The following is a 19,995-nucleotide window of genomic DNA, read 5'->3' on the forward strand; positions in this document are numbered from 1 at the left end:
AGCTAATGTAAAAATGAAGAAGTCTATCTGTGTTGTCGGTCTTGGCTATATCGGTTTGCCGACAGCTGTTATGTTTGCCAATCACGGACATCAGGTCCACGGTGTTGATATAAATGAAAAAGCAGTAAAAATGATCGGAAATAAAGAACTTCATATAGAAGAAGATGGATTGCAAGAGCGTTTAGACACAGCAATCGACAACGGTGCTTTTACGGTTGGCACAAAACCTGTAGAGGCAGATGTATTCATTATTGCGGTGCCTTCACCGATCAATCCGGATAAAACAGCGGAACTTGAATACGTGCGTCAAGCAACGGCTTCTGTTGTGCCGTTTTTGAAAAAAGGCAATCTGGTTATTCTTGAATCGACTGTGCCACCTAAAACGGTGGAAAACGTCATGATCCCTGAACTCATTCAATCAGGTCTTAACATGGGAACGGAATTATTTGTTTCTCATTCACCTGAACGTGTGATTCCAGGCAAAGTATTTACTGAATTGGTCTCTAATGACCGGATTATTGGCGGCATTAACGAACAATCTGCTCGCGTGACGTCGGAGTTATACAATTCGTTTGTCGAAGGACGTATGCACGAAACGGATACGACCACGGCTGAACTTGTAAAAGTCATGGAAAACACATACCGAGATGTCAACATTGCATTCGCAAACGAACTAGCCATGATTGCCCAAAACATCGGCGTCAATATTTGGGAAGCGATCCAGTTGGCGAACTACCATCCGCGAGTCAATATTCATACGCCAGGACCAGGTGTGGGCGGACATTGTATCGCTGTCGATCCATGGTTCTTAGTTGAATTAGATCCGCAGAAGTCGAAAATGATCCATTTGGCTCGTCAAACAAATGACGGCATGCCGGCCTACACAGCTCAGCTAACAGCAGACATTTTAAAAGCTAAAGGCATTGTTGATCCGAAAATCGCTATTTTTGGGTTAGCGTTCAAAGGCAATATTGACGACATGCGCGAAAGCCCTTCAGTAGATGTGGTCGAGCAGTTCACGTTGCGCAACTTCAATGTGAAGGCATTCGATCCGCATATTAAAGTTAATAATATTGACCAGCAAACGCAACATGCAGAAGAAGCCTTAACAGACGCGTCTGCACTCGTTATCGTAACGGATCATCAAGTATTTAAAGACTTAGATCCGATGACGTTGACTTCGATGAAAAATAAAATTGTCGTCGATACCAAAAACTGTGTAGACCGTACGAAGTGGGAAGCAGCTGGTTTTGACGTATACGTACTTGGAGATTCGAAGAACTGAAATAAGAAGTTAACTTTGAGATATGGGTTGGAAGAAATCGCTCCAGGTGGACGCTTTCGGGCCCGCAGGATGCGGGTCATGCAGCTGGCGCGACAGGACGTCGCGGTGCCGGCTGCCGGGGGCTCGCAGGAGTCGCTACCTTCCGCTCTTTCTTCTAGGAGTCATATTAAATAAATAAAAGTTCTAATATTTAACTGCCATTAAGATATGGAGCAAAACAATGGAGACTCCAGCGGGATAGCGAAGTGCCGAAATCCACTCGGGCGTTAAGCCCGAGTTAGTTCGGCGCAGGAAAGCGGAATTGTTTTGCGGAATATCGACTATAAAATTAAAAATTTCAACTAAACTAGGGAGACAAGCCTATGAAAAAAGTAAGGAAAGCGATTATTCCCGCTGCTGGATTAGGTACGCGTTTTTTACCAGCAACAAAAGCGATGCCGAAAGAAATGCTGCCGATTGTAGACAAACCGACCATTCAATACATTGTGGAAGAAGCAATTGCTTCGGGTATTGAAGACATTATTATCGTGACGGGAAAAGACAAACGGGCAATTGAAGATCATTTTGATTCGGCTCCTTTTCTGGAAGCGCGTCTTGAGGAATCCGAAAAGTTTGAATTGCTGAATGCCGTTCAGTTATCCAGCAAAGTGGATATTCACTATATCCGTCAAAAATCACCTCTGGGTCTTGGTCATGCAGTTTGGACTGCACGGAAATTTATCGGCGATGAACCTTTTGCTGTGTTGCTCGGCGATGATATTATTCAATCAGAAGTTCCAGGACTTCAGCAGTTGATGGCGCAATACAACAAAACGCAGTCTTCGGTCATTGGTGTTATGGAAGTTCCAGAAGAAGAAACCTATCGTTACGGCATTATGGATCCGTCCACAGTAGAGGGGCGGCTATACAAAGCCAATAAATTTGTCGAAAAACCAAGAGCGGGTACGGCTCCATCCAATTTAGCCATTATTGGGCGTTACGTCTTCACTCCAGAAATTTTTGGGTTTTTAGATAAGATGAAAGTCGGTGCGAATGGAGAAATCCAATTAACCGATGCTATTGAACAATTAAACGCAGTGCAAGATGTTTACGGATACGCGTTCGAAGGAAAGCGTTATGACGTAGGAGAAAAACGTGGATTTGTTGAAACAACACTGGAATTTGCTTTGGCACGTCCAGAACTTCGTGAAGATTTACTGGATTTCATGAAACTGAAACTAGAAGAATACAAGTAAAGTTCGAAAGGAAGGCCTATCTTTGAAAATTTTGCTCGTATCAAACATGTACCCTTCAGAAGACTTTCCGAGCTTCGGCGTTTTTGTAAAAAACACCGAAGCCATTTTAACGGATGAAGGATTTACTGTAGACAAAGCGGTTGTAACAAAGTCTATTAAAAAATCACAAAAAATAGCGGCTTATCTTGGCCATTATGCCAACGTTCTTCGGAAAGGGCTAACAGGTAACTACGATGTGATTTATGTGCATTATGCAGCTCACAATGCTTTTCCGCTTTTACTATTGAAAAAACTAAAGCCATCTGTCAAAATTATGACAAATGTTCATGGCAGTGACGTGGTTCCGGAAGTAGCCTCTCAAGAAAAATTCCAGCCTTATGTTAAAAAGCTATTGCAGCAATCCACGATGATTATTACGCCATCACATTATTACAAAGAGCTTGTTCACGAGAAATATGCAGTGACGACACCGATTGAAATTTTTCCGTCAGGTGGCGTAAACTCAGCAGTCTTTTATCCGAATCCCGGTGCACGACAACGCCAGCTGGAACAATTAGCATTAGATTCGACGATGCGTTATTTTGGTTACGTTGGACGGATGGATGTCGGCAAAGGCTGGGATCATTTACTAAAAGGGTTTTCTGCTTTTCTTGAGCAGAATCCAGCTGAAAAAAGCAAAACACGGTTAATCATGGTTGGTTCAGGCAAAGACGACGATGCATTTTTTCAAATGAGATCAGATCTTGGCTTAGACGACGTAGTGGTGCATTTTCCGTTGATGAAACACCAAGATTTAGCGGCCATTTATAACATCATTGAACTTTTCATATTCCCGACGACGAGAAAAGGGGAGAGTCTCGGATTGGTTGGTCTCGAAGCAATGGCTTGTGGCACACCGATTCTAGCAAGCCGAATTGGTGGCATACTGGACTATGTCCAAGATGGTGCCAACAGCTGGTTATTTACTGCTGGTGAGTGGGAAGATTTGGTTAAACAGTTGGAGCTGTATAACCAATTAACAATGGAAGAAAAGCAACAAATCGCTAAAGCTGCCTATGAAACAGCGCAAAATTATGATCAGCGAAAGATTCAATCAAAACTTTCTGCGATATTTCATAACTTAGAGCTAACTAAATGAAAGAGGATTTAACTATGGACTCTAAAAAAATTCTACTATTTTTTATCGCATTTATTGCCGTACAACCGATCATCGATATTTTGACGACGGCTTCTATTTTTATGGTAGATACAAGTCTAACTGTAGGGGTACTTCTTCGAACGGCGTATATGGCGTTAGCGATCGTATTTCTTTTGTGGATGGCAAGGACCAGCAAAAACAGCCGTCTTTTTACTGGGTATTTAATCGGTTTAGCGTTGTTAATTGGTATTAACATTGTCAGTAATCTTCAACTTAAAGATCCTTATTATTTGTTCCAGGAACTTAAGTTTTTCAACAAAGCTATTTATTTCCACATCGTCTTATTTGGGTTGTTAGTTGTTTACCGTCAGCTGAAAGACAAACAATACGACATCGCTAGTCAAACGACCAAGTATTTATGGGTTGCTGGACTATTCATTGGTGTTATTTTTATCGTTGCCCAATTGACGGGTACGAGTTTGTCTAATTATTCGCATACGAAAACGGGATTTACAGGTTGGTTTTATGCCGGTAATGAAATAGGTGCCATCATGGCAATTATTTTGCCTATCATGGCTTTGTATGCAATTGAGAAAACCGATGCCTGGAAAAAATCTTGGTCGTGGATCCCTTTTATCCTGTTAGCTGTTGGCATGCTAGCGTTAGGAACGAAAGTGGGCTATGGCGGCATTATTATTGTCTTATTATCGGTTGTGATCGGTAGTTTAATCATGCTCGCTATGAAAAAACGCACGGCGACCATTAAAATTAATTTGCTCATTGCAACGTTCTTAACCGTTGTCTTAATTGCGGTGACGCCGGTCACGCCGGTGTTCGGCAACATGTTCGCTCACATCACTTCTCTCGGCATCAATTTCGGAGAACCAGTTGAACGTCCTGGAGATGAAGTGTTAGTAGAAGGTGACGAAGGATTTGAAGAACAACTAGAAGAGGAAGAAGATACCGGAATAACAAGTGCACAAGTACAGAATTTAGTATTTAGTTCGCGTGAAACCTATGCACAATTTATGAAGGAAGATTTTCAAGATTCGCCGATGATGCAGCAATTATTCGGTTTAGGCTTTGCAGGGAATTATGAAACGCCAGCCCCTGGCAAGTCGCCGACGATGATCGAAATGGACTTTCATGACTGGTTTTATTCGTTCGGTTGGGTGACCTTCATTTATATGATGATTCCGTTCGTTTGGTTTACCGGTAAATTCCTGCTTCACTTTTTGTTCAATATCAAAACCCATTTTACCTATTTTTATATTTTGTACGGCGTTGCCTTTCTTCTTGGCATCGGCATTGCGTACACTGCGGGACATGTATTAACGGCACCTGCTGTTTCAATTTATGTCGCAGCAATTTTGGCCATGTTAGTCGTAAATGAAGATTTGCTCGAATCAAAATAACCAATCGTAAGTTTTGCCCCGAAAGGTAGCGTTGTAATGACGCGGTCTTTCGGGGCTTTTTTTATGGAGCGTAATTGCAAGCTTAAAAACGAGACTAAACAAGGGATAGGGGAGGTCCTTACTAGGAGAGGGTACAAAGACTAGCTGAATTTTAAAAAAACTTTTTATTGAAACTAGTTAAGAAAAAAAGGAGTAAGTAAAAAGTCTCTTTTTTATTCGGTTAAAATAAGATATAAAAGTTTAAAAATATTATTTTAATAAATATTTATTATTTTTAACGAAGTTTAAAAAGATAGATTATAATAAAAAAACATTTTTATTGGAATTGTATGATAAATGGGTTGATTCTCTAGGTACTAATTGCCATTTTTAGGTTTCAATATTTAGAAAACCGTATTAAATGTAATTCTTTTGTATTATTTTTGTAAGTATTAGTAAATTTTTTGATATATTATTACATTAGTGGTTGATTAAACTTAATTCTTTGGTAAACTAAGTAAGAGTTTAGTTATCTGTCAAAAACTTTCATCTAATCCACAAGAGGTAGGACCTTTGCATCGTTCATAAGACGTTGTTAATCTACAAATAGTGGAAATGTGATGGTGAAACGGATAATTGAATTGAGTTATACGACTCAATATAGTTATAGCACCACAAACCCAAGGAGGAATTACATTAATGGCTTACCAACCAAAAAATTACAAGAAATTCGTAGCAACTGCAGCAACGGCTACTTTAGTAGCAACGGCAATCGCTCCAGCAGCATTCGCAGACCAAGCTTCAACTTCAGCTTTCACTGATGTGGGAGATCGTTATACAGACGCAGTTGATTACGTAGTATCTGGCGGAATTGCAATCGGTATTACTCCGACTCAATTCGGTGTTAGCGCTTCAATCACTCGTGGCGATGCAGCGATCATGATCGCTACTGCAGCAGGTTTGATGAACGAAAAAGCTCCAGCTTCAGGTTTCTCTGACGTTCCTAAACGTGGTGCGGTTGCAGTCAACTCACTTAAAGAAGCAGGAATCATCAACGGCGTTTCAGCTACAAAATTCGGCTGGGATCAAACAATCACTCGTGGACAAGCAGCATTCATGCTTGCACAAGCTTATGACCTAAAAGACGGCGACGTTTCTAAATTGAACTTTACTGACGTTGGTTCAAAACACCGTTTCGCAACTGAAGTTGCATCATTAGTTGAAAACAAAATCACTGATGGCGAAACTGCAACTAAATTCGGAATCGAATCATCAATCAAACGTGGAGATTTCGCAATCTTCCTTCATAGATTACATGAGTTAACTAAAGCTCCTATGGCACCTACAGTATCATCTGTTACTGGTCTTAACACTAACCAGGTTCAAGTTAACTTCAACACAACTTTGAACGCTGATGATAAAGTTGCTAAAGCTGCAACTGAAGTTACAAACTATAAATTAGGTTCAGCAACTCCAACTAAAGCAGAATTGTCAACTGACAAGCGTTCAGTAGTCTTAACTTTTGCATCATCAGTTGAAGGCAAAGATCAAGTTCTTGTAGTTGAGCCAACTGCTACAAACGTAAAAGACACAGACGGTAAATGGGTAAACACTGAGAAATTTAGCGGCGTATTCACTTATACGGATACTGTTAAACCAGTTATCACTAGCACTGTTTACGAAAACGGTAAAATTACTTTGACTTTCTCTGAAGACCTTGGAACAGCTCCAACAGTAATCCGTGTAAACGGTGAGCCAGTTACAGGTGCGACTACTGGAAACAAAGTTGTAATCACTAAATCGTTAAACGCTAGTCAAACAGCTTCTCTATATGTAGCAGGAGCTACTGACAACGCAGCAGTTAAAAACGAAATGGTTATCTATAACGGTTCAGTAACTGCTCCATCAGCAGATATGGAAAAACCACGCGTAACAAGTGTACAAGTAGTTGATCAAAAAACTGCTAAAGTTACTTTGAGCGAAGATATTGTTGAAGACAACGTATCTGTTAAATTGCAACAAGGTGGAACACAAACTACAGCTACTTTAGTTCGTGATACTACTGACACAACTGGCAAAACGTATTTGTTAAATGTAGGGGAATTATTCCCAGCAGGTTCTACAGCAACTTCACAAACTTTCACTTTGTACGCTGAAGCTGGAGTTATGACAGATCTTGCTGCAAACAAAAACGAATTTTACAGTACTTCAGTAACTTTCGCTAAAGACTTGACTGCACCAACACTTTCTTCTACACGTGTTTCTGCTGAAAACGAAAAATTAGAATTCACTTTCAACGAGAAACTTGTTGTTGCAGGTTCTGATAGCCAAATCACTATCCGCAACTCACAAGGTGTAAACTTCACAGCTGTTGATGCAGAATCTATGCTGAAAACTGATGACGCTTCTACTTACTTAGTAGATTTCAAATCAACTACAGCAGCTTTGGACGCTGGAACTTACACGGTAACATTCCCAGCTGGATTCTTCACAGATGTACAAGGGAACAAATCTGCAGCAGTTTCATCAACAATCACTGTACCTGGAACTCCAGCAGCAGTTGATAACAAGAAGCCAACTGCTTCAGTAGTTACTACAGGCACTAACGAATTCACTGTTTCTTACAGCGAAGAAGTTGCTGCTAACGGAATCAGCCTTTCAAGCTACCGTCTAGACGGACAAGCTTTACCTGCTGGAACGGACATCTACTTCACTGGTACTGACAAAATGACAGCAGTAATCAAATTGCCTGCTGGATCTGTAAACATCGGTGATAACAAAACAGCAGGAACTCCGGCTGTATTGACAGTATTAAACACTACTGATAAAGCAGGAAACGTAATTGTTACTGCTAACTCAAGTGTAATGATCAAAGACAACACACCTGCAAAAATCACTTCAGTACAAACTGCTGGTGACGTTGTAGTTGTAACATTTGATGAAGTTATCTCAATTCCTAACGTTGATGCAAACTCTGTATTCGATGTTAAGGTTGGATCAACTGAAGCAAATGCTGGTAATTTGGTAGTTGTTGACGGTAACGAAACTCAAGTAAGATTCACGCTTGATACAGCTCCAACTGGTACAGTAAGTGCTACAGTTAAAGCTGGACAAACTGAATTGGTTGACAGAAACGGCGTTCTTGTAAAATAATTGAACGTTAGTTGAGCGCTTTGTGCTCATAATAAAAAAAGTGATACCGGGCTAGTGCCTGGTATCACTTTTTTGCTATTTGGTGCCTGGCACGCACACAATGCACACACAATTCAATAAATGGTAAGATACGTATAAAAAGAGTGCAAGAAAGGTGAAAATCACATGAGGTTTCCTCAAAAATGTAACGCTGCCGTTATCTTTACGGGACTGCTGTCAATACTCTTGTTTTTTTCGGCGATAACTACGTCGGCTAGTGCCGCTGCGCCATTAAAAGATGTGGCTACAACGCATTGGGCTTATGAGGACATTCAGTCGTTGCTCGAAAAAAACGTCTTGTCTGGCTATTCAAATGGAACGTTCAAACCAGAACAAGACGTGACGCGTGCACAAGCGGCAAAAATTATTGCATTGGCTGCGGGTATTGAGCCGCTCAATCCGAAAACAGCGAGTTATCCTGATGTGGCGACGGGTCACTGGGCGTTTGGTTATATTGAAGCATTGAAAAAAGAAGGCGTTATTCATGGCAAAGGCAATGGGCTGTATGCTCCGGATGACAAGTTAACACGTGGACAAATGGCCAAGATTTTGACAGAAGGTTTTGATCTTGTTGGTCATTCCACGAATTTCTTTGCCGATGTGACCACAAAAGATTGGATGTTTACGTATGTCTTAGCACTGCGTGATAACGGCATTACGGTTGGGTATCCGGAAGACAATACCTACCGGCCAAACGGCATCGTCACACGTGCGCAAATGGCTGCGTTTGCCAATCGCGCGATGGAATGGAAAGCTCTTCAACAACCAGCACTTCCGGGTAAAGTTATTGGATTTGGAGACAGCAATACGTCAGGTTCTTATTTACCGAAAGAATTTCCCGAGTACCCGAATCACAATTGGCCGGCTTTAGCAGGAATCACCAATGCCGGTGTCAGTGGCAATACGACAGCAAGTGCCTTGAAAAGATTCACACAAGACGTGTTGGATCAACAGCCATCTACGGTCGTCATGATGTTCGGGTTGAACGACGCATTAATGCGTGCAGATACGAAACAACCACAAGTCAGTAAGGAGCAATTCGAAAAAAATATCTCGCAACTAACAACGCAAATGGTGGCAAAAGGCATAACGGTTGTGTTGATGACCAATTTGCCCGTCAATGAACGTGTGTATTACCAGTCTCAAGCAGCGCAAACCCCAGGTATTGAAAAACTCTATGCCAGTAAGGGGGGCCTTCATGCGTGGCAAGACAGCTACAATGATATTATTCGCAAAGTCGCTCAACAACAAGGTGTTGAACTCATCGATAATTATGCCAACGCGGTGCAAAAAGCAGGAGGCGCAACAGACACTGATCTTGCAAACAGCGGATTAGTTGATCCACTTCTCGGATTTCATTGGACACCGCGCGGGCATATGATGGTGGCGCATTCCGTAAATGTGCGGGTGCCAGGCACCCACACAACTCTCGCGCAATTCAACAACAAAACCCCCACAAGCCGGTAATTCGGCGTGTGGGGGTTTTAACTGTGATTTTAGGGTTAGTTACCAAACAGTTTTTCGAGTGAGTATTGATCTCCGAACAGCAGGTCGTATTGAATCATTTCGTATTGCTGTTTGGTGGTCTCCACTTTATCGGGAGTCACTTTATAAAGTTCGCCATCTGCGTCTATTTTCACTTCGTTTGTGTAGCCCGGCATTTCCGCTTGGAAGTTTTCCAGTACTGCGTGATACAAAGGCTGCTCAATTCCAGCTAGGTCAAAGACAGTTGGTGCTAGGAAAGAGGGGCTGATCGTACCAAGGTCTGGAACTTCAGTGCCGTAGTTATTCCAAATAGCCAGCGGTGTGGATCTCATTTTCTTTTGATCTTCTAGGCTCCAATTAACGTCGCCCGCTCCGCGAGGGACATATCCAGCTTGCTTGAATAATTTATAGTCATTGCCAATCGCAGGTAAATGGTCTCCGAAAAAGACGACAATGGTTGGTTCGTCAGACGTTTCGTAATAATCGATCAAGCTCTTAAATGCAGCATCAGCGTCTGCGACTCCTTGTGTGTACGACCGCAACAATAAATTGAAAACGGGATCCACTGCAGGAGGTGTCTGCGTTTCGACAGTGAAATCTGGGTATTTATCCACGTTGTAACTGGTGTGGTTTTGCATCGTAATTGCATAGATAAATGACGGATCTTCATTCGCTTCTGTTTGTTCGATGATGGTATCGGTCACTTGCTGGTCAGAAACGTAAGGTCCTCGGTAGACAGGATCGGTAAACCCGTCAATATCAATGAATTCATCAAAACCGATATGTTTATACACTTCTTCCCGGTTCCAAAACCATTTCGGGTAAGGGTGAATGGCCGTCGTCTCATACCCGAGACTTGCCAAATAGTTAGGCATCGCCGGAATTTCACTTTTAATGTATTGCTGGTACGGAACGGAACCAGGCGGTAAGAACATATTGGTAAAGCCCGTCAGCGCTTCGAACTCGACGTTACTCGTGCCGCCGCCAAAAGCGGGAGCCAAAATATGGCCATCTTGCTGTGCTCTGACGTTTGGCATAGGGTCTTCATTAAACGACAACCCTTCAATCGACGTCGGGTCCCAGAAAGATTCGCTCATGATAAAGATGATGTTCGGATCTTGCTTAGCCGTTGAATTGGATTGCGGTTCAACTTTAGTCAAGTTGTCAACGATATCCATCACGTTCTTTTCGTTGTAGCCACTTGGTGGCAGCACGATAGCACTTTGCATATTCAACATAAACGTCAGCAAAAAGCCATTGGTTTTGTAATTGCGTTCTTGATCAAATGTCAGGTTGTTAATGTCGACATCTTTTAACGTGGACTCTACTTCAGGAATGGACCGGTAGAAAACGAAAATGCTCAAGTATGCGGCACCTAAACCAATAAACAGCATACGAACCCATGGGTTTAAGCGAATCCAGCGCTTTGGTTTTTTGATAAACAGAAACACCGAAATGGCGACAATGACCGCCACGATAAGTCCGAAAACAAGAATGACTTGTGTCAAGTTGATCGTTTCATATAAATTTGGCAATAAATTCAATACATTATTATAAAGCAACAAATCCCAAGGGTATAAAAATTCCCCTAAAAAACTGAATTTATAATAGCTGAAAACAGCCAGAGTCACCACTAACGCATTGGTGACGACAAAACTAACAAAATAACGATTAAAGATTCCTAAAAACACGATGAACAAGCTAAAAACAATCATGTAATTAAAGAAAAAGGCTTCTTTGTGATCACTGCGCCACACAGCGCGTTCAGCGTAACTACCGTTTAAATACGTTTCAATTCCATTTACCAACAAAAAGAAATAAAACATGGTGGCTAACATCACCAAAACCGGCTTGTAGCTCCATTTGACTTTCATGTAAATCACCTCAAAAAAAATTTTCGACTTTGCTGCTCCTGATGCAATCGGAATATCGACTACCCTCAAGTATAAAGGAAGTACAAGAGGCAAGCAAATTGCGCGAGAGTTGTGTGGGTGCCTGGCACCCGTACAATATACCCGAAATTTAAAGAAAAAACAGTCAACAAGATAGCTTTGGAACCATGGACTTTTGATGTATAAAATGGAAAAATGAAGGTGGATTAATTAATTGATAATTTTGATAATTTTATCTTGAAAAGGAGGAATCAAGATGAGGAAAACAAGTTTTTGGTTAATGGTGTTCATCTTATTGATCGGTAGTGTCACAGGGTTCAGTAGTTCGGTCGCATCAAAAGGGCTAAATCCCGAAGTGAAGCTGTCGAAAACCTTAGTAAAGCCGCAGTCACCAAAAGAAAAAGTGCGAATCATCATTGAATTACAAGAACAGCCGACGATTGAAATCGCAACGACGAAGGGTGTTCTTTACAAAGAGTTGTCTGAAAGTCAAAAACAACGCATTGAAGCGGCTGCCACTAAAAAACAAAAAACGGCACAAACAGCTATTACGAAAGTGGCACCCAAAATCGATTATCTTCAAACGTTTACAGCGGTCTTTAACGGTTTCTCAGCAGAAGTTACTGCGGGACAAGTAGCCCAAATCGCGGAGTTGCCGAGTGTTAAAGCTGTATATGAAGCGACGGAGTATAAACGTCCTGCAGTCCAGCCGACGATGAAATACGCCAAAGAACTGGTTCAAGCGCAACAAGCCTGGCGTGATTATGGCTTTAAAGGAGAAGGCATGATTGTCGGCGTGATCGATACAGGCATTGACTCGGGACATCGCGACATGAAACTGAGCGATAGCAAGACGGCTACCTTAACAAAAGGCCAAGTCGATGCGTTTGTCTCGGATCACGCGATTGAAGAAGGTGCATTTTTCACAGAAAAAGTGCCGTTTGGTTACAATTATATGGACGCCAACACTGAAATTCGTGACGTGGCACCGGGTGCTTCGATGCACGGCATGCACGTAGCCGGAACGATTGGTGCAAATGGCGATGAAAAAAAGGGTGGCATTAAAGGTGTTGCTCCGGAAGCGCAATTGTTGGCGCTGAAAGTGTTCGGCAACGACGCTTTATACCCAACAACTTTCGGTGATATTTACATTAAAGCGATGGACGACGCCATTAAACTTGGTGCAGACGTTATCAACATGTCGCTCGGCGCCACCGCTGGATTTGTCGATACGTCGAGTCCCGAACAGCAAGCAGTAGAACGCGCGACAAATAATGGGATTTTAGTAGCGATTTCTGCCGGCAACGAAGACATGCTGGGGTCTGGTTTTCAAGCACCTTTTGCCAAAAACCAAGACTACGGTTTGATTGGTACACCGGGAACTTCGGTGGATTCGTTCGGGGTAGCGTCATTTGAAAATACAGTGATTACAACGGAGAGTTTTGTCTACAGCGTAGACGGCAAAGTGTCGGCTCGTGCGCTATACTTGCCGGCAAACGAAGTCGACCCGCAAAAACTACCGGATGCTTCTTATCAAGTGGTTGAAGTTGGACTCGGTATGCCTGAGGATTTTGAAGGCAAAGACTTGACCGATAAATTCGCGTTGATTGCACGCGGTACCATTCCATTTGCGGAAAAAGCTTTTGCAGCGCAGTCTGCTGGAGCAGCAGGGGTTATTATTTACAACAATACGACGGGACCGGTTAATATTGAATGGGATCCGTCTATTGCCATTCCATTTTTGTCGACACTTCAAAAAGATGGATTGGCCATGAAAGCAGCATTACAAGCTGGAAAGGCGGTCACCATTGCGTTTGACGGAAAAGAGCTTGAAACGCCGAATCCAAATGCCGGTAAAATGAGTGATTTCACGTCTTGGGGACCAACACCCAACTTGGATTTTAAGCCAGAAATCACTGCACCAGGTGGCAATATTTTCTCGACGCTAAATGACAACGACTACGGGTTGATGAGTGGTACATCGATGGCGGCACCACACGTTGCAGGAGGAACGGCATTGATTTTTCAGCGCATTGAAGAGCTTGGCTTAGCAGGCAGAGACCGCGTTGAGTTCGCCAAAAACTTGCTGATGAACACGGCCAATCCAGTTGAACTGGTAGCGGGTCAATTCGTGTCACCAAGACGTCAAGGCGCAGGACTGATGCAGTTGCACGACGCCTTATCGACCGACGTAATCGTCACGGACGGAGCGACTGGTGACGCCAAAGTCGCGTTAAAAGAACTGACAAAAAATCAACTCACCATCAAGTTGCAAGCTGAAAATTTCTCAGACACGGCAGTAACTTACGAAGTCACAGTTAACGTTCAAACCGATGCAATTGTAAAACACAAAAAGCGCAAGATCAACACGACCGATCCTAATCGAGCAGGATCAAAAGTGGTAACAGATCTCGTCAACATTACCGCACCCGACCTTGTGACGGTACCAGCAAATGGCACAACAGAAATTCAAGTGACCATCGATGCGTCAACTTTAGTAGGACGTCCCGAATTTAAAGCGTTCACTAACGGTTTTTTCATCGACGGGTTTATTACATTAACCGATGCGAACGAAGAAGTAACCGGCAACACGCCGCTGACCGTGCCGTATTTTGGCTTTAATGGCAAATGGGACGCAGCATCGATTTTTGATGACGTCGCATGGAGTCCAGAAACGTTTTACGCTTCGACGTTTTTAACGGACGACTTTGGTTTGATCGTCAACGGCGGCAGTCACCAACAAGGTTTTGTTCCTGAGCGTTTTGCTTTTTCACCAAATGGCGACGGGAGCCGGGAGTCGATTATTCCCGTATTTTCGCTGTTGCGTAACGCCAAAGCGTTGGAAGTAAACGTGCTGGACGCGGATGGCAAGAAACTCCGGACCTTGCAGACAGGAAAAAACCTAGTGAAAAACTTCACGGAAAGTTTTTCTTATTATTATGATTTTTTCAACGAGTGGAACGGCGAAGTGCTCGGCAAGCCAGTTAAAGATGGCCAGTATCAACTGCAAATGCGTGCGGTTATTGATTATCCAGGTGCTAAATGGCAGTCACGAGTCATGCCGATTTTAGTGGATACCGTGGCACCTAAAGCAACTGCTACGCTGGATACGAAAACGGGCACGGTGAAAGTCACCAGCTTTACCGACAACAAACAAGGCGGAGGACCTGACCGCTGGGAAGTGTTCCATAACGGTGTGGAACTAACGCAAGCTCCGGACAGCTTTGAAGACCAGTCGTTATCACCGAGCGTCAAGAGCTACAAATTGCCTGTGGCCATCAAAAAAGGCGACAAGCTAAACGCGGTATTCCATGATACCGCCGGCAATAAAATCACAGTGCCACTAACCGGTGTTGTTGCAGATACACAACAACCAGCAGTGTCCATCATCTCGCCGGGGCTTTTCGAAGTGCTAAGTACGAAGAGAGTCGGCGTATTCGGTGTCGTAGAAGACCAGTCACGTATCGTCTCAGTAACTGTTAACGGTGAAAAAGCCGAACGCTTTGACGGAATGTTTTTCCAACACACCTTAACACTCAAAGACGGGCGTAACGACATCTTCGCTAAAGCCGTCGACGAAGCTGGCAACGAACTCGAAGTACGCAGCCAAGTGTTAATCGATACACAGCCGGCGCTACTGAAAATTTTGGATTTGCCAGAAACGGTGGGTGCAGAAGCGGATTCTGCAGAAGTAAGGTTTAATGTCTCAGACAACATGAACGCCATCCAAGTGTATGTAATCGACAGCGAAGTTTTTCGCCAAGACATGACCGAGCCCTACGGCGAAGTCGGCTTTGATGAAGACATGACCATCACGGTTCCGGTTGCTGCTCTAGGTGATAACAAATTCACTTTGAAAGTCATCGACGCAGCAGGACATGTCACAGAAGAAAGCTTCACGATCAAGAAACAGTGAGTGAATAATGGCGTGTTTGATTGTTTGGGTGCCAGGCACCCAAACAATTCAAACACAACTCAAAAAAATATTTTGAAAGAGAATTTGCAGGTTATCGAGTGGTTTCACAGTGAAAAATTAGTTTTGAGTCAGTATGCGTACATAAATCCAAGTTATTGTCTTTTTGGAACAATTGACGAACCTCGATCTTATTTCTACTATAGTCATAATCAGTAGTTGAAAAGGAGCGTGAAACGATGGGGAGAAGTCGACGTATTTGGACTCCGCATGCATACGAACATGTTGTGATGAGAGGCAACAATAGGCAAGCGATTTTTCAAGAGAAATCAGATATCGACGCTTTTTTTAGAGTCTTAACGTATGCACACGAAAAGTACCCGTTTACCATGTTGGCCTATTGCTTAATGACCAACCATTACCACTTATTGATCCGCTCACCCGAAGTCCCGTTAAGCAAGCTAATGGCACTCATTAACAAACGCTACAGCGATTATCACAAGAAAAAATACAACTACAGCGGCTATTTTTACGAAAGCCGTTATTATTCGGGCAAAGCCATAACCCACAAAAGCATCCTCGCAGTTAGCCGATACGTCCACAGAAACCCCATAGATACCAGTACCCCCATGGTAGCCACAATGAAAGACTATCCACACAGTTCGTACCGATTATACGCAGATGCACTACAAGCCCCCTATCAATTCCTCGATTTAAGTTATTTGCCAACCATTCTACCAAGGCCATATTCCAAATGCTTAACGGGTTATTTGATGTACTGCGAAGAACGGGATCTTCCGGAGAGGAGAGAGGGTGAATAGAATTGTACGAGAATTGAGCGGGTGCCAGGCACCAAATAAGAAAATTATTTCATTATTTGCATAAATTTAATAAAGCGTTTACAATTTTGCGCTATACTTGATAAGTAACTCATTCTATTCAAAGGAAGTGGAGCTTTTGTCGAGAAACACATGGACGAAGATTTTTTTGAGTTTACTACTGGTTTTGTCTGCAGTACTGCCTTACACAGCAGCAACTGCTGCAGAACCGATTACGGTAGCTGAAGCCATTGCGAATAATTCCGGTTCGGCTACGGTGAAAGGATTTATCGTCGGGACAGCTAGCAGCAACACTAGCTACGACCAAGAAGCGCCTTTTACAGCTGTTTCAAATCTAGGGCTTGCTGATTCACCAGATGAAACCGATCCGACAAAAATTCTTCCAGTTCAGTTGCCATCAAGTTCCGCAATTCGTGCAGGTTTGAACTTGGTGGACAATCCGACTAAGTTTAAAGCAGAAGTGACCATTACAGGTTCATTGGAAACTTACTTTACAACAGCAGGTCTAAAGTCTCCAACGGCTTTCACGATTCTGTCTGAAGGTGAAGTACCACCTGAGGCAACTGTCGTCGATACGTTGGCACAAGCGCGCACGATGTCGGGCAAACTGGTCCAAGTTGACGCCACGGTGACAACAGGCATAGGATTTTGGGGCGCGACTGCCTTTTATGTACAAGACGATACAGCTGGCATGTACGTTTATGCTTCAAACGCCACCGTTGCACCGGGAGACAAGGTGCGGTTGACGGGAACGGTCGCGGAGTATAGCGGCGAGCTTCAGCTGCAGCCGAATACAATAGAAGTTCTTTCTACAGGCAACGACTTGCCGTCCGTTCAAACCGTTACACCGACCGCTATCAATGAACAGACACAAGGCGAGCGTATTGAATTAGAAAATGTGACCATCACAAACTTGAAATCCGTTAACGATTTTGGAACGTTTGAGTTTTCGGCAACAGCTGAAAACGGTGAAACGGTCACCATTCGTAACGATAACCGCAACGGACTAAACTTCGAACAATTTACGAAGCAATACAAAGAAGGCGATTTAATCCATGTCAGCGGAATCGCTTCAAAGTTCAACGCTTCTTATCAGGTGAAAACACTCGGCTTCGAGAGCTTTGACCTGGTGAATAAGCCAGCTGTCTACGTAGATGTGTTTCCAGGTGTCGTTTCGGAAGGCACTGAAATCACGTTAGCTTCAGGCTGGAAAAACGCCGCTATTTACTATACGCTTGACGGTTCCACACCAACTGCCGCAAGCACCAAATACACAGCGCCAATCGTTTTGACAAAAGATGTAACGATCAAAGCCATCGCCATCACGGACGAAACGTCTGAGATTTTTACTTTTGCTTACACCGTTTTGAAAACAGGGGACTTGAAAATCCGTGATATTCAAGGCACGAATCATTACTCAGATTACCAAGGTGTCGTTGTCAATGAAATCGTCGGTGTCGTGACGCACGTCTACAACTCGGCAAACTTCGTCATTCAAGACATCAATCCAGATGATGATGTGACAACTTCAGAAGCATTGATGGTCAATAAAGCATCAAATGGTCTTCAACTTGGTGACCTGGTTACCATCACCGGAACTGTAGAAGAGCATTTCCAAGAAGGCTATTCAGATGCAAAAGATAATGATTTACCAATCACGCGTATTCGTGCGACTGACGCAACCAAAACAGCGACAGCCGCACTTCCTGAACCCATCATCATTGGAAAAGACGTTCAACCGCCATCTGAGATTATCGATAACGATGGCTTAACATCGTTTGATCCGACAGAAGACGGCGTTGATTTCTGGGAATCCCTTGAACTTATGCGCTTAGCTGTACCAAACGCACAGGTTGTGGGACCACAAAACTACGGCGAAGTGGTCGTCGTTGCTGAAAACTCACCCAATACAGACTTCCATAAACAAGGTGGAATTTTGATTTCAGAAAATGACTACAACCCGGAACGCATTACCGTCGATTTCAACAATGAAAACTACGTAGCCAAGGCAGGCGACTCGTTTACCGGTAATATTATCGGCGTAATGGGCTTCGGCTTTGGTAACTACAAGCTATGGGCGACAGAAAATGATTTGCCAACGCTTAAAGACGGCGGCACGAAGCCGGAACAAACATGGATTGCTAAGCAAAAAGACGAACTGACGGTAGCCGCTTATAATGTAGAAAATTTTTCTGCAGATCCGAGTCATACATCTGATACCAAAGCACAGCGCATTGCAGAGTCGTTCGTTAACGACTTAAACTCACCAGACATCATCGTTATGGTAGAAGTACAAGACAATGACGGCCCGGTTGCATCAGGAAACAGTGACGCAACGTTAAGCTATGAACGGTTGATTCAAGACATCAAAACAGCAGGCGGTCCAACGTATGCCTGGACTGACATCGCACCTGAATACAACAAAGACGGTGGGCAACCAGGTGGCAACATCCGTGTCGGGTATTTGTATAATCCTGAACGCGTAACCTTGTCAGAAGGAACAAAAGGCACTGCAACTCAAGACAACTCGTGGGTAGACGGCGAACTGGCTTTGAATCCAGGACGCGTTCAGCCAATCGCAATGCCAAACACCCGTAAACCAATTGCTGCACAATTTGACTTCCAAGGTGAGCAAGTCGTCGTTATTGGCGCTCACTTAAACTCAAAAGGTGGAGACCAGCCACTATTCGGCAAAAACCAGCCGCCTGTTCTTGGCTCTGTTGCAGAGCGCATTGAACTGGCAACAGCGATTAACGGCTTTATCGCGGATGGACTTAAACAAAATCCAGACTTGAACGTGATCGTTGCAGGAGACATGAATGATTTCGAATTTACACCTGCGCTAGCTGCATTAAAAGGCGATATTTTAACTAATAAAGTCGAAGATGTGCCGGTAGAAGATCGCTTTTCGTATTATTACCAAGGAAATTCACAAGTACTCGATCACTTGCTTGTGACGAACAACTTGGCACAACGTACAGAACTGGATATGGTCCACATTAACGCGATGTTCATGGAACAACAGGGCCGCGCATCAGATCATGATCCGCTACTAGCACAAATTGCCTTCGAAAAACCATCAGTTCCGGGCGAACAACAAGCAAATCCTGACTTTTCAGGTGACCAGGCTGTCGTTACAGCGGGCGAACCGAATAAAGATGGAGAACTTGCCATTACATTTACTGAAAGAAATCTAGTTGAACTGCTGAAGAGCGGCAAAGACTTACGGGTCGACATGCCGACAGCAGCTGTCAGCTTTTCAGCTGAAAACATTCAGCAAATTGCCTCAGCTGCAGGATCAGCATTTGTATTGGAGGTAGTAGTGGCAGACGCAAAAGAAGTCGACAAACGCCCAACTCTTACGAAACAAATCGACTTGTCGGTAACGGATGCAGCAGGAAAAGACCTTGCTTTGACATTCACTTCACCGGTGACACTGGCATTTGACACAACGAAAGACGTGAAAATCCAGTTTGGTGCGCGTGAAGATCGCAAAGGCAAGTGGAAAATCATTCAAGGGAAGTTAAAAGGGTCAACGTTTACACTTCATGTGAACGAGTTAGGAAACTACACAGTCGTTACGAATAAAGGCCAAATAAAGAAAAAATAATACCCAAACAAG

General features: G+C 43.4%; 10 protein-coding genes. 9 read left to right on the forward strand and 1 reads right to left on the reverse strand.

What is annotated here, in order from left to right; all coding sequences use genetic code 11:
* Nucleotides 1-13 precede the first annotated feature (13 nt).
* The 6 genes from QMF37_RS02015 to QMF37_RS02040 all read left to right on the forward strand — a co-directional run bounded on the left by QMF37_RS02015 (nucleotide 14) and on the right by QMF37_RS02040 (nucleotide 9,711).
* A complete protein-coding gene (locus QMF37_RS02015) occupies nucleotides 14-1,285 on the forward strand; it encodes a nucleotide sugar dehydrogenase (protein WP_283476278.1) in 1,272 nt (423 codons plus the stop codon).
* A gap of 362 nt (nucleotides 1,286-1,647) precedes the next feature.
* Nucleotides 1,648-2,520: a UTP--glucose-1-phosphate uridylyltransferase GalU gene (gene galU, locus QMF37_RS02020; RefSeq protein ID WP_283476280.1), complete on the forward strand. Its 873-nt coding sequence runs from the start codon at nucleotides 1,648-1,650 to the stop codon at nucleotides 2,518-2,520.
* 22 nt (nucleotides 2,521-2,542) lie between these two features.
* Nucleotides 2,543-3,658 carry a glycosyltransferase family 4 protein gene (locus tag QMF37_RS02025; RefSeq protein ID WP_283476282.1) on the forward strand — a complete coding sequence of 372 codons (1,116 nt, stop codon included), beginning with the start codon at nucleotides 2,543-2,545 and terminating at the stop codon, nucleotides 3,656-3,658.
* Between the two features lie 14 nt (nucleotides 3,659-3,672).
* Entirely contained in the window at nucleotides 3,673-5,073 is a 1,401-nt protein-coding gene (locus QMF37_RS02030) for an O-antigen ligase family protein (protein ID WP_283476284.1), read from the forward strand.
* A 678-nt stretch (nucleotides 5,074-5,751) separates the two neighbouring features.
* Nucleotides 5,752-8,205 carry an S-layer homology domain-containing protein gene (locus tag QMF37_RS02035; RefSeq protein WP_283476287.1) on the forward strand — a complete coding sequence of 818 codons (2,454 nt, stop codon included), beginning with the start codon at nucleotides 5,752-5,754 and terminating at the stop codon, nucleotides 8,203-8,205.
* 165 nt (nucleotides 8,206-8,370) lie between these two features.
* Nucleotides 8,371-9,711: an S-layer homology domain-containing protein gene (locus QMF37_RS02040; RefSeq protein ID WP_283476289.1), complete on the forward strand. Its 1,341-nt coding sequence runs from the start codon at nucleotides 8,371-8,373 to the stop codon at nucleotides 9,709-9,711.
* A 35-nt stretch (nucleotides 9,712-9,746) separates the two neighbouring features.
* Here QMF37_RS02040 and QMF37_RS02045 read toward each other — a convergent pair whose 3' ends face one another.
* Nucleotides 9,747-11,603: an LTA synthase family protein gene (locus tag QMF37_RS02045; RefSeq protein WP_169835277.1), complete on the reverse strand. Its 1,857-nt coding sequence runs from the start codon at nucleotides 11,601-11,603 to the stop codon at nucleotides 9,747-9,749.
* A 274-nt stretch (nucleotides 11,604-11,877) separates the two neighbouring features.
* Between QMF37_RS02045 and QMF37_RS02050 the strand changes: the two genes are divergently transcribed.
* From QMF37_RS02050 to QMF37_RS02060, 3 genes are all read left to right on the forward strand, one after another.
* Nucleotides 11,878-15,537 carry a S8 family serine peptidase gene (locus QMF37_RS02050; RefSeq protein WP_283476293.1) on the forward strand — a complete coding sequence of 1,220 codons (3,660 nt, stop codon included), beginning with the start codon at nucleotides 11,878-11,880 and terminating at the stop codon, nucleotides 15,535-15,537.
* A gap of 236 nt (nucleotides 15,538-15,773) precedes the next feature.
* On the forward strand, nucleotides 15,774-16,355 hold the full coding sequence (locus tag QMF37_RS02055; RefSeq protein ID WP_071153086.1) for a transposase: 582 nt from the start codon (nucleotides 15,774-15,776) through the stop codon (nucleotides 16,353-16,355).
* 127 nt (nucleotides 16,356-16,482) lie between these two features.
* Entirely contained in the window at nucleotides 16,483-19,983 is a 3,501-nt protein-coding gene (locus QMF37_RS02060) for a DUF6359 domain-containing protein (RefSeq protein WP_283476295.1), read from the forward strand.
* Nucleotides 19,984-19,995 lie beyond the last annotated feature (12 nt).

This window comes from Planococcus sp. S3-L1 (genome assembly GCF_030063085.1).
In the GTDB taxonomy this organism is placed as follows: Bacteria; Bacillota; Bacilli; order Bacillales_A; family Planococcaceae; genus Planococcus; species Planococcus kocurii.

Coding starts and splice junctions, on each gene's coding strand:
- QMF37_RS02015 (WP_283476278.1), top strand. CDS start 14: ATGAAGAAGTCTATCTGTGTTGTCGGTCTTGGCTATATCGGTTTGCCG.
- galU (WP_283476280.1), top strand. CDS start 1,648: ATGAAAAAAGTAAGGAAAGCGATTATTCCCGCTGCTGGATTAGGTACG.
- QMF37_RS02030 (WP_283476284.1), top strand. CDS start 3,673: ATGGACTCTAAAAAAATTCTACTATTTTTTATCGCATTTATTGCCGTA.
- QMF37_RS02035 (WP_283476287.1), top strand. CDS start 5,752: ATGGCTTACCAACCAAAAAATTACAAGAAATTCGTAGCAACTGCAGCA.
- QMF37_RS02040 (WP_283476289.1), top strand. CDS start 8,371: ATGAGGTTTCCTCAAAAATGTAACGCTGCCGTTATCTTTACGGGACTG.
- QMF37_RS02045 (WP_169835277.1), bottom strand. CDS start 11,603: ATGAAAGTCAAATGGAGCTACAAGCCGGTTTTGGTGATGTTAGCCACC.
- QMF37_RS02050 (WP_283476293.1), top strand. CDS start 11,878: ATGAGGAAAACAAGTTTTTGGTTAATGGTGTTCATCTTATTGATCGGT.
- QMF37_RS02055 (WP_071153086.1), top strand. CDS start 15,774: ATGGGGAGAAGTCGACGTATTTGGACTCCGCATGCATACGAACATGTT.